The sequence below is a fragment of the Brevibacillus sp. AG genome (genome assembly GCF_028369215.1).
Classification (GTDB): Bacteria; Bacillota; Bacilli; order Brevibacillales; family Brevibacillaceae; genus Brevibacillus; species Brevibacillus porteri.
On sequence record NZ_JAQMYO010000025.1, the window covers coordinates 22,557 to 33,627 of the forward strand.

Below are 11,071 nucleotides of genomic sequence, written 5' to 3' on the forward strand. Positions count from 1 at the left end.
AGTACTCGGAGCGATCCGTTTCCCTTTTCGGGGATGGCTATTTACCGGGTAAATGACTTGCCACAATGGGCAAAATTTGCTAGACTAACTGGTACGAAACGCAGTACGTACAAGTGAGGTGATCTCCATGTCAAAAGAGAAGGCCGGAACCAAGACAATCGCCCAAAACCGAAAAGCGCGCCACGATTACCACATCGAGCAAGTATACGAGGCAGGCATTGAGCTGACCGGTACGGAGATCAAGTCCGTGCGTGCGGCGCGTGTCCAGCTCAAGGACAGCTTCGCCCGTGTGCAGAATGGCGAATTGCTTCTGTACAATGTACACATCAGTCCGTACGAGCAGGGAAATCGTTTTAACCATGAGCCAGAGCGGACTCGCAAGCTGCTGATGCGTCGCTTGGAAATCCTCAAGCTCAATGGTCTGATTCGCGAAAGAGGCTACTCGCTGGTCCCACTCAGCATTTATTTGAAGGGCGGCTGGGCCAAGGTCGAGCTCGCACTTGTCAAAGGGAAAAAGAACTACGACAAGCGCGAAGACCTCAAGAAAAAAGAGTCTGCGCGTGATATCGAGCGTGCTCTGCGCGAACGTCAAAAAGGTTGATTGGATTGCACTGGCAGGCTTGGCAGCAATCAACGTTGAGTTTTGGTTGTCGCCTGTGCTATATTTAATAAGCAACAACAAGCCAATACACTGTTAGTTACAATATAGTCTAGGTGCGGATTTAATGGCTCTTCACCTAGACTTTTTCTCACCTTACCTGGGGGCGTTCTGGATTCGACGGGGATGGTAGAGCATGAGAAGCGAGCCGGGGGGCTGCGGACCTCGTCAACAACGCGGAACGCCATTAACTGGCAACAAACAACTTTCTCTCGCTGCTTAATAACCAGTGAGGCGCTACCATTCCATCGCCCATGTGGCATGACTAGCGCTCAACTTTAGTGGGATACGCCGGAGGCTTCCGCCTGGAGCCGAAGGAAGAAGATCAATCAGGCTAGGTAACGGGTCAGCGCGTCACTCCGCGAATCCGGTACCGAAATTTAAATGAGTGACTGCGCTCGGAGATGCTCATGTATCGCTGTTTTCGGACGGGGGTTCGAATCCCCCCGCCTCCACCTAACAAATCCACAATTTTAATCTTGAAGATCACATCTACATTCTCTTTGTAGACAATAACCTTTTCGACATAGCTTCCGATGAACTTCTTGATTTCAGGAATGTTTTTCTCAGCTACATACGACTTGAACATGCCAAACAGTTGTTGCAGGATTTCCTCTGTGATGACTGTTTTTTTGTTGTTCATTTCCAACTCCTTGATGCTGAATTCAAGCTTGCTTTTTTGTTCTTCCAATCCCGTCATCTTTTCAAGGAAAGTCGATTGAGTAAAGCCTTGGGCAACTGCTGAAACGATGTTGTCGAGTTGCTTGGTGACATCTTGCAGAGTGACTTTTAGTGCTGACAACTCTTCCTGTCTTTCTGTGTTCAGCGAATTCTGGTAGTCGTTCAACTGCTCAACCAATTGAGGGATCACATCGTCATTGAAAATCTTGTTGTGCAGTTCGGAGATGACAAAGCTTTCGATGTGTTCCCGGCGCAATTCCTTGTTGTCGCAGTTCTTCTTATTGTCTCGGTTGCCACAGCGGTAGGTGACGTACTTCATTTTGTTTCTACCAATCGGTCGGCAGTTGCCCATCATGGCAAAGTCTTGGCCTTGTTTCTCCAAGCACTCACCGCAAACAATCAAGCCACTGAGCAGGTAGGATTCTTTTGCTTTGTAAGCGGCAGGGGAGTGTTTGTTTGCATTCATTTTTTCCACGACCTTTTGGTAGTCCTCGGGGGAGACAAGAGCGGGCATACCATCAGGAATACGAATCACTTCTTCATCGCTTTTTATAGAGTGACTATTTCGCTTGCCGAATGCATCTTTGCTTGCTGTTTTGTTAAAAACATAGACACCGGAATACTTTTCGTTCCGCAGGATATCGTGAATACTGTTTTTGCCGAACGGCCTGCCCAATTTTGTTTTGTACCCCTTAGCGCTAAGTGCATCGAGGATTTTGCTGTAGCCGTAGCCGTCGAGGTACATAGAAAAGATCAGTTTGATCGGGGCTGCCTCCTTTTCATTGATGATGTACTGCTTTGTCGTTGGGTCTACATCGTAGCCGAGGGGAGCAAGGCCGCCTGTATGCTTACACTGGTAGGCGTTCTCTCTCATGCCTTTCATTACTTCTCGGGCAAGGTTTTTGCTGTAGTATTCAGCCATTCCTTCAAGAAGCGATTCCAGGATGACGCTTTCCGGTGAGCCGTCCAAGTTTTCGGTTACACTGACTAGCTTGATTCCGTTTTGCTTCAGCTTTCGTTTGTAGGTGGCGCTGTCGTACTTGTCACGGCTGAAGCGATCCAGCTTGTGGACAATGACTACTTCAAACAGGCCGAGTGAACTGTCCTGAATCATTTTTTGAAACTCGGGGCGCTTGTCTGATGTGGCGCTTTTGGCACGATCGGCGTAGACTTTTACGATGTCAAAGCCGTTACGTTTGGCGTAATCCTCGATAGCTCGGATTTGAGCGTCGATTGACTCGTCGCGTTGGTTATCGCTGGAGAAGCGGGCGTAGATGGCTGCTTTTTTGTTCATGTCTGGTTTCTCCTCTCGTAAAGTATTTCCCCTCCCAAAGAAGAGGAGGGGAGTGAATTATCTGTTTAGTTCATCGTACATCTTGCTGAGAAGCGCAACTGCTGAAACGTAGTAACGGCGGTTAGCGTCGTAATCCATGGGTTCTTCTCTGACGATGGTGATCTTCTCTGGAAGGTACTGTCCGTTCTTTAGATTTTGTCGCGAGATCGTGGTTTTGTAGGATCGGATCATTGTTTATCGTGCCTCCCCATTCTTTTTCAGAGATGGATTCTGTTTTAATTGTTATTTAGAATATTAACGATGGGGACAGGTCACACAGCTAAAGCTCGTTCACCGCATCTTTGAGTTCGTCAATATTACTGTGAGTGTAGATGCTGGTTACCTTCAGGGACGAGTGCCCCAATAATTTCTGGATATTGACCAGATTCACATTCTTCTTGACCAGTTGGCTAGCGAAACTGTGGCGCAGAATGTGAGCCGTCACTTTCTTTTTCCAACCCAACTTTTTGACGGTTTCACCCAGAACCCGATTTACATAAACCGGTGAGAGCATCCCGGTTTTCTGTGTGGCAAAGAAGTAATCGGTGTCTAACTTTGGGCGATGGTTATGGATGTAATCCAGAAGAATCGGAAGAAGTTTACTGGAGATAGGGACAGACCGATCTTTGTTCCCTTTGCCTGCCACGACAAGAATAAGTTCTTTTTCTAGGTCAACTGTGCTGATTGTCAAATTTAGGCACTCTGAGATACGTAGACCGGTGTAGTACAAGGTCATAACGGTAATCCTGATCAACGGATGCTCAATGGCTTCGACCAGTTCCGTCACCTCACCTTCGGAAAGATACACCCTCTCCATCTGTTGTAGCTTCGGAGGGTCAACGGAAAGAGCAATGTTTTTCGGCACAAACTCTTTTTTACGAGCATACGCAAAGAACGAGCGCAAGGAGTACAGTTTCCTGGAACGGCTTGCTGGTTTTTGGCCTTGAATTTTGAGCAAAAATAAGAACGCCTCGATGTCGGCCTCTGTAACATTTTCGATGTAGACTTTCCTGTTGTACTTTTGCACCAAGTAACGATAAAAGGCAATCAGATCCTTCGAGTAGCCACTAATTGTCTCAGAACTTCGCTCCTTAGATTCCATATATTGTAGGAACATTTCGACAACGTTAGTAAACTGATGCATGCTTCAACTCTCCCTTTCTTGTTCCATTCAAGGAAATAATATCTGAATGAAAATCTAGTAAAGACGATTTTGGCGGGACGAGTCCCTGCGCCAATCCCAGGCTGGGACGCGAACAAACCAAAGAGACGTAAGCGAAGGGGGGAACCGTCCCAGTTGCCCCAGTTGTTTCGAGCGGATCAAATAAAAGGCAGGGGGCGGAGCATTATTTTCTACAAGTGTAGGCAGTTTTCGAACCTGCTGTCGCAGCCGAACGAATCAATCAAGGAAGGCTGTTTCCCTACGACCAAACTACTGTTCAAGGGATGGTCTCTTTCCCAACTTTCCGTCGTGTTTCAGTAAGCCTCTCATTCCACGGACAAAGTGGCAGGGAAGGGGAGAACGGTCAAGCCCCATCTGTGTCAACAATTACCTATCTCCCCGACTGTGGCGTAGCAAAGGGGTTTGCCCCAGCATTTTACGGTTCCTCTGGGAAGTCATGGTCCTCAGTTAATGATACCTTATTGCTTCCTTTCGACTTGCGAGGTGCCGTTTGCACTTGTGAACTAGATAGTGTCACGCCATTCAGCAACTTCTCAAAAGAGTTGTCAAAGTTGATACAATACACCAGTTCTCTTTTGTTAGTAGTGGGGTTAACGTTTCTTTTTCTGGTATTCTTGTCACGTTCGTGGTCCAAATATCCCTTTTCTTTCAGCTTGCGGAGCACAACTGAATAATCGTCAAACCCTCCGTCGGATAACAATTTCTTAAAGGGCTCTTGCAAGAAGGCCACTTCAATTTTTCGGTCGTAACCACGAGTCATCTTCCCCCAGATTTCACCGTTTGGCTTGTCGTCGGCTTTAATAAATCTCATCTGATGCTGGACGACAATCTGTCTCAGATACTGGTAAGCCCGTTCACCAAGGTCTCGTCCTTTTGCATTTTCCTGATCCATTTCCAACAAAAATTCCAGGATTCCATCCTTGTTTACAGAAAAATCGAAGCATTGGTTCATTAAATCAGCTGTTGCAAGAATAAGAGCAAATTTGTCGGCTATACGACGAGACAGTCCATCCTTTACGACCATTTTGCCGTAGCAAATTTCTGACCATTTTTTCCAGATGTTCAAAATAGCATCTTTGCCTGTTTTTAGCAGAAACTCAATAAATTTTGGCCCCGCATGACCATAATGCTTCAGGAGACCTTCTTTTATCTCGGTTGCATTTTCGGCTGAACGTGTCCAAGGCACGTTTCCTTTTTCCTGCAACCGTACCAATAGACCGCTGTTTTGATTAGATTTCTGGTGTAATGAATGTTCCGCTGTTGAGAAAAAGACCCCACTCCATGAAGCGCGCTCACGTTCCTGAATTTCTTTTGTCATCCGGGCCTTTTCACGCCCTTCGGCTAGCAGATACAATATATCGGTAAAGTCTGACATACGGTTCATGGATGCCTCGTCCAGGACAAGGGGGAGTCCATGCTTTTGTTTAATCTGACCCACCAGCCCATTTTTTGTCGCTAACCACTGGAGGATCAGACCGCCTTCCCGTTTGGAAGGGAGGCCGAAAGGGGAGACAAAAACACGTCCGGCTGTCGTCTTTCCTTGTGCAGAATCGCCAAACGCGTGGAAAATAAGGACTTCCAAATCAACCAATTTGGCAATGAGGGAGACGAGCGGGGCGGCAAACCCGCACGTCAACGCGAACTCCAGGGGAGTGTGGCCGAGCACCTCCTGCTTGATTACTTGCTTCCAGCCCTCAAAGGTACCTTTCTGAAGAAGTAAGTTCCCTTCGTACGTCGAAGAATCCAATAGGTTACGGCCAAGAAGCTCCTGGTGCTTGTAGACAAGTTCCCCTTTGCGGTCTGCCCAGCCCAAGTGTCGATGGGACTTATGTAACGGTGCGTCTTTTTCTTGCAGAGAGAGAAACCTAGCAATTTGACTAGCTTTGTAATTGGGAACGTCAATTCCATAATCTAGCAATTTCGTCAACTCGTTCAATTGAAGTTGCGATCGTTTAATTGATAATTCGCGCCATTGATTCAAGTACCAATACTTCAGGAGTAACTCGAAGGTATTATCGTCGATGTTCTCATATATTTTTTCAATAACCACAAGATCAGCAAGTTCTTCTTCCACTAACTTGTCATTCTCGTCCTTTTTCAAGATATACAGTTTATCTTGTCGGCCGACAAATTGCTTGTAACGGAACTCTCTATTAGTGGGCGACCAGCCCTGTCCTTTTCTCTTTTTCGGCTTCACCGTTCCAGCCGTTTCAAGCTCAGAATCGGTTGAATCGACAGGACTCCCATCATCCAGATTGGCTTCATCCTCTTCAATCTTTGTCATTTCATGCTTCTCAGGATGCTGCCACTGTTCCATTCGTCGCTTTTTGCGAGTCATCTCATATCCCATGGAATATCCTCCATTAAATTGTGTGTGACCATATAAATCGTAATAGGGGGAAGGTAGACGTTTACTTGCCATCCCGCTTCAGGCCCAGATGGACAACTGGGTAGCTTCCAATTCATAAACGTACATTGACAATCAAATATCAGCCGTTGCTTTTTTCGCTATTTCACGCTTATTAGTGCAACTATCTTGTCTCCAAGCGATTTATAGCTTACCTCCGTGAAGGTAACTGACGTTCGATTCGAAAAATCTAGCCGATATTTTTCCGTAATCTGCTTGACCAATTTACTGCGGTAAATAATGCTCTTCGGTCCGCTTTTCTGCATTGTATAAGATGTATAGCGATCACCCAAATTCTCTGAAATGGCGATCAGATGATCGGAGAAGCCAATCTGAATGGTTTTTGGATGACCTAAGCGTTCTATAAGTTCTTTGCTTAGCGCCACCCTTACGCCATTTTTTGAGTTCACAACGGACATAACACCTGACTGTCCAACCGTTCTTCCTGTCTGCTCACAAACGGACGGAGTAAACTCGGACAAATCCGGACTGTCTATATCTTCACTTGACTCGTTCCGATCAACTTCCTCGTCATCTAAATCATTTGGTTCTGCCAGATTGTCTTCATCATTCAATTCATCAAACTCCATATCGAATTCTGGAAGTTCAAGCTCTTCCTGGTCAATAAGGTCATCTTCTGTTTCGATCTTCCCTACTAAATTCGTCATCTTGTCCATATATCTGATCTCCTTTGCTTATTTGTAATGAGATGTACTAACGAAAGGGACTCCTGAAGTCGGTTGTTCCCTTTTCCAAATAAACCATTGTATGGATAACTTCTCTTATCCTTAAACAACAACTCATTTCCCTGTTGGTTACGGGTAAACGTATTACGGGAAAGAACCTTTCTCTTTCCGATGCGATCGATAGCAAAAATCTGTCTGATTCGAAAGGGGCCCAAGGGGCGGACGGCGCAATCTCTTGAGTCACTTGGACTTTGCTTGCCACCCCGGAGGTACTTGCGTCGGGGCGGCAGAAAATATCAGGGGCACTCACCATCTCCTTCCTGACACTATGTAAATTGAATCTCGAACGTCTGGACGACTTTTGAGAAACAAAAAAGACGCCCGTTAACAGTAAGAATCTTTTCGTAGTACCCTAAATAACCCTTTGGTTAATCAAGGCTCTGAAAAAATTCCTCTTGTTAAATGGCGTCTAGAACGGACTTCGCACGCGGCTACTGTCCGGCTTACTGACTCACGTTAGCATGCAGGTGTTCAGGCACTATGTCCGTCACAGCAGAGGCTTCCATTCGTTGCGAGGTATTCAAATGTCTCGTTATTATATTATAAGGGATTTGGAAAATCAATCATTAATTCCAAAAAAATTTCCTTCCTTGTATTGAGTAGGGGGTTCCTTTACTTGCAGATAAAAGCGGACAGTTTCTGTTACTAGCCAACTGTGGCTTGGGATGTATCTGTCCTTTTTCAGCTTATCTTTCTTCCAAGCAGTTCGCGATTCATCATGAGTTGCGCCATTCGCCAATTTCCTACTCCTAAATTATTTCCGTAAGATATTACTCCCAGCTGCGGTCGTTGCTTTTATCCAGTTAAGATAAGGTTCCTTTTTCGTCGCGGGTACACAATATTCCTCCAGGTCTATAGTGGAGCCCACGTCGTCGTAAAACATCGACTTTTATCAATACGTTTCACTGTGTGTGAAAGCAAAAAAATGAGCAAACAATATCTGCCCAAAATTACATTGTAACCTGCTTATTTTTTTAAAGTAGTCTTTTATAGAAATCTTCTTGATTTACTCCATACTTTTCTGTAATGAAGGCGATTACTTCTTCCTTACTCATTCCTAGCTATTAACCAGATGATTTCTATCTTGATTGATTCAAGTAATCCTCTCCATTTATCTTACTTCTTGTATTTCAGTACGGCAGTCAGAACGACGATGGCTATCTCTAAAACTAGTCGACCCATGCTTTCCTCTCCTCTCAGTATTCTTCAGGCAGGAGTACTCTCATCCTTACTTTTCATGAAGTGGTAGGCACGTTATGTTCCCTGATGATGTGGTCGAGAACCTGATTCCCCGGATTGCGGTTTTAAAAGTTTCTCCGGGGTGAGCGATTGAACTGTCCAGCGATCCGACAGACACCATTCTGATTCGCCACTGCGAGTAAAGGAGACTAGACTCCCGCACCATTTGAAGCCGGACGATGTTGCCCCTTTTCGCTGCTTCTTTGACAGTTTTCATTCCATATTCTCCTCTAGCCACGTCTTTATTTCATCGTCATTCGCAACGGTTTCTTCAGGAACATAGAAGATCATACCGTCATCATTGGAGAAAACGACCACTACCTTGTACCAAACCTCTCCTTCTCTTTCATTTTTTTCGATATACTCTGGCATGCAGCTTAGCAATCCATTCTGTGCCCATTTCAGTCCGACCATACTCAAGTCTCGCAGGTTGTCTCCACGTTGCAAAATCACCAAATAGCCGTATTCTAGAGTGAAAGTTTCATCCAAACCGTCAAAGTCAAACGCTTCCTTCAACCCTAGAAACTCTTCTTCCAGGAAGTTCATAAAGCCGTTTGAAAATACGCTTGCTTCCCGCAGGATGAGTATGTCCTGTATCCTCTTAATTGTTCTCATGCTCTGTTTCCTCCTCAATTGCAAAAGGCACCTTCCCCATCGTTTTTAGGGTAGGTGCTTTCATGAATTTTATTGGTTTGTAATGATTGACAACAACTAATAAAACGAAACGTGACTACCACGCAAAAAGATGATAGATAGCATAGAAAACCGTCTTCAGGAGACCCCAAATGCAAGCGGGGATGTCCAGAAATGTATTGATAGGATTACAAACAAGTCCAACTACGGTTCCTACAAGTAGCATGAGCAATGCTCCGACAAAGCCTACAATGGCATACACAAGGTCAAACAGAATGACTGTAGCCATCGTGAGGGTTCCTAGGTCTGTTTGATCTACATCATTGACAAGTTGAATGTCAAAGAGAACATTGTGAATCAGTTTCGCTGGAAGATTCAGAATGTAGGACAGATTGTACGAGAGATTAGCCGTTGCGCTCAGCTTTTCTGCCAAAAATGTATCATCATTCACCCTCAGATGATATCGGATGTCACGCTCTGCTAACCAAAACGCGGTATCCACTTCATCCTCGGGGGTGGGAGTTTCACTATTGTATTTGGCAACATACAAGGCTTTTTCCTCGTAGTCGTGCTGGGCGATTCCCACGATTCCAAATTGGTATATTCCAAACGCTAACAGGACGAGCAAACCCAACAAACCGTTGAATATCTTTCGCATAGTACCCTCCTTATTGATAAGTTGATATTCAGTATCTTCACTGGGTTGCGTTTTTCGACTGTACTATATGCCTATACTCTGATACTCATTGAAGACGATGTTCATGAATGGGACGTATTCAAATTCAAAGAATTCTCTACCGTCCACTGCTATGGAAGATACCTCAAAGTTGGCACCTTCTTTGACCTCAAATGTAATTTTTGCCACGTTATTACCCTCTGCCGTATAGTGCAGCCCGTCAAATTGGACAAAGTATTTTCCATCTACCTCGTAGTACGACCATTTGGTATCTGTAAATACTGTATCGAGCACTTTCCCTAAAGGCTCTTGCGTGTATTGCTGAAGTGAGCCACCTTTGACCGATTCAATGTAGAGGTTTTCTGGCCTGATTTTTTTGTCTATGGCACTTTCAATATCAAATCCCAACCAGTAAGATATCATCCAAAGTGCAATGATGAACAAACCTACCGCAGACAAGACGGCGTAGAGTTTATTAAATCCACTCGTTATGGCCTTTCCAAATTTCATTGTCTCTTTCATCCTTTCATACTAGGTCAAGAAATCGTCGGATTAAGTAAATTCTTCCTACATTATCTTACGAGTGTTATCTGTTAGTCAATTAACACTTATAGTGTGTGTAAAACAAAACCCACCTCTTATACGCTTGAGTAGAGGTGGGGTGAATGGAAGCGAGTACCAAACAGTTGGCGAAAGAATTGGGAGATCGGATTCGTGTTCTTCGTTTGGACAAGGGATTGAGTCAGGAGCAGCTTGGTGAGCGTTCCGGTCTGCACACCAACTACATTGGACAGATTGAGCGTGGCGAAAAGAACTTAACGATTGAAAGCCTGCAAAAGATCTCCCGTAGCTTGCAGATTCCCTTGGAACAGTTGTTCCATTCAATCGACCCGTTATACGCTCATTCGGAACTTGGACAAATTGTCGCGATACTATCAGAACGCCCAGTTACTGACCGTGCTCTTGTCTTGTCACTCATAAAAATGGTTTTTGCTTGGGAAGTAGAAAAGCGGAAGTGAGTCATTTTTTTACTCACTTCCGCTTGTTTTTTTGAATTGAGGAAAGTGTTTGGGAGAATTGTCTTTGTCCAAACTTGTTCTTGTTTTTAAAGTAGGATGGTGAACAAGAATCATCTAAAAACGCTTGGGTACTTTAGAGCCAAACCTTCTATGATAAACACAAAAAGGTCGATGGTTTTGGGAACTCCTAATATTAGGTCTACTAACAACGATATTCAGTGAATTTACGAAACGCCTGCTTTATCCTACTCTCCTCAAGTCCCCACGCTTGTCGCATATTGTCCTGATCGAGGATACGGAAATGTCCAGTGATAAGGTTTTGCTGCAATTTCCATCCATTCCTCCTGTCAAGGGTGTCCCAGAACATTTTTCCTCCCATTGTCTTGATCGGCAGATTTGGTAGCAACATGGATTCAACTCCTTTCAAATATTCATGAATATAATATAGGCCCAAAAACTGGTTTGTTTCGAAAATAAAAAACCCTTACTCGTGAAC

The 11,071-nt window shown here is 44.7% G+C and carries 10 protein-coding genes, 1 other RNA gene and 1 pseudogene; 3 read left to right on the forward strand and 9 right to left on the reverse strand.

From position 1 onward, the window contains the following. Positions 1-127 precede the first annotated feature (127 nt). Entirely contained in the window at positions 128-601 is a 474-nt protein-coding gene (gene smpB, locus POF51_RS31545) for an SsrA-binding protein SmpB (protein WP_069851553.1), read from the forward strand. A 159-nt stretch (positions 602-760) separates the two neighbouring features. Then, positions 761-1,116, forward strand: a transfer-messenger RNA (tmRNA) gene (gene ssrA, locus POF51_RS31550). 497 nt (positions 1,117-1,613) lie between these two features. Here the strand turns inward: ssrA and POF51_RS31555 are convergent. The 8 genes and pseudogenes from POF51_RS31555 to POF51_RS31590 form a co-directional block, all read right to left on the reverse strand. Beyond that, positions 1,614-2,633 (reverse strand): annotated as a pseudogene (locus POF51_RS31555) (recombinase family protein); the annotation flags it as partial. A 57-nt stretch (positions 2,634-2,690) separates the two neighbouring features. Continuing rightward, positions 2,691-2,864, reverse strand: coding sequence for a hypothetical protein (locus POF51_RS31560; RefSeq protein ID WP_271756732.1), 174 nt, complete (start codon positions 2,862-2,864; stop codon positions 2,691-2,693). 88 nt (positions 2,865-2,952) lie between these two features. Further along, on the reverse strand, positions 2,953-3,816 hold the full coding sequence (locus tag POF51_RS31565) for a tyrosine-type recombinase/integrase (protein WP_271756733.1): 864 nt from the start codon (positions 3,814-3,816) through the stop codon (positions 2,953-2,955). 454 nt (positions 3,817-4,270) lie between these two features. Continuing rightward, positions 4,271-6,205, reverse strand: coding sequence for a DUF927 domain-containing protein (locus POF51_RS31570; RefSeq protein ID WP_271756735.1), 1,935 nt, complete (start codon positions 6,203-6,205; stop codon positions 4,271-4,273). A 158-nt stretch (positions 6,206-6,363) separates the two neighbouring features. Then, on the reverse strand, positions 6,364-6,939 hold the full coding sequence (locus POF51_RS31575; RefSeq protein ID WP_271756736.1) for a hypothetical protein: 576 nt from the start codon (positions 6,937-6,939) through the stop codon (positions 6,364-6,366). Positions 6,940-8,460: 1,521 nt separating this feature from the next. Beyond that, positions 8,461-8,862, reverse strand: coding sequence for a hypothetical protein (locus POF51_RS31580; RefSeq protein WP_271756737.1), 402 nt, complete (start codon positions 8,860-8,862; stop codon positions 8,461-8,463). Between the two features lie 115 nt (positions 8,863-8,977). After that, entirely contained in the window at positions 8,978-9,538 is a 561-nt protein-coding gene (locus tag POF51_RS31585) for a hypothetical protein (RefSeq protein WP_271756738.1), read from the reverse strand. Between the two features lie 63 nt (positions 9,539-9,601). Then, a complete protein-coding gene (locus tag POF51_RS31590) occupies positions 9,602-10,066 on the reverse strand; it encodes a hypothetical protein (protein ID WP_271756739.1) in 465 nt (154 codons plus the stop codon). Positions 10,067-10,221: 155 nt separating this feature from the next. On the opposite strand from POF51_RS31590, the gene POF51_RS31595 reads away from it, so the two are divergent. Then, on the forward strand, positions 10,222-10,575 hold the full coding sequence (locus tag POF51_RS31595) for a helix-turn-helix domain-containing protein (protein WP_271756740.1): 354 nt from the start codon (positions 10,222-10,224) through the stop codon (positions 10,573-10,575). Between the two features lie 202 nt (positions 10,576-10,777). On the opposite strand, the gene POF51_RS31600 is transcribed toward POF51_RS31595, so the two are convergent. Beyond that, positions 10,778-10,984 (reverse strand): hypothetical protein, encoded by a 207-nt coding sequence (locus POF51_RS31600; RefSeq protein WP_271756741.1) that lies wholly within the window; start codon positions 10,982-10,984, stop codon positions 10,778-10,780. Positions 10,985-11,071 lie beyond the last annotated feature (87 nt).

Excerpts from the sequence above, each read along its gene's own strand:
- smpB (WP_069851553.1), top strand. The coding sequence starts at position 128 with ATGTCAAAAGAGAAGGCCGGAACCAAGACAATCGCCCAAAACCGAAAA.
- POF51_RS31560 (WP_271756732.1), bottom strand. The coding sequence starts at position 2,864 with ATGATCCGATCCTACAAAACCACGATCTCGCGACAAAATCTAAAGAAC.
- POF51_RS31565 (WP_271756733.1), bottom strand. The coding sequence starts at position 3,816 with ATGCATCAGTTTACTAACGTTGTCGAAATGTTCCTACAATATATGGAA.
- POF51_RS31570 (WP_271756735.1), bottom strand. The coding sequence starts at position 6,205 with ATGGGATATGAGATGACTCGCAAAAAGCGACGAATGGAACAGTGGCAG.
- POF51_RS31575 (WP_271756736.1), bottom strand. The coding sequence starts at position 6,939 with ATGGACAAGATGACGAATTTAGTAGGGAAGATCGAAACAGAAGATGAC.
- POF51_RS31580 (WP_271756737.1), bottom strand. The coding sequence starts at position 8,862 with ATGAGAACAATTAAGAGGATACAGGACATACTCATCCTGCGGGAAGCA.
- POF51_RS31585 (WP_271756738.1), bottom strand. The coding sequence starts at position 9,538 with ATGCGAAAGATATTCAACGGTTTGTTGGGTTTGCTCGTCCTGTTAGCG.
- POF51_RS31590 (WP_271756739.1), bottom strand. The coding sequence starts at position 10,066 with ATGAAATTTGGAAAGGCCATAACGAGTGGATTTAATAAACTCTACGCC.
- POF51_RS31595 (WP_271756740.1), top strand. The coding sequence starts at position 10,222 with ATGGAAGCGAGTACCAAACAGTTGGCGAAAGAATTGGGAGATCGGATT.
- POF51_RS31600 (WP_271756741.1), bottom strand. The coding sequence starts at position 10,984 with ATGTTGCTACCAAATCTGCCGATCAAGACAATGGGAGGAAAAATGTTC.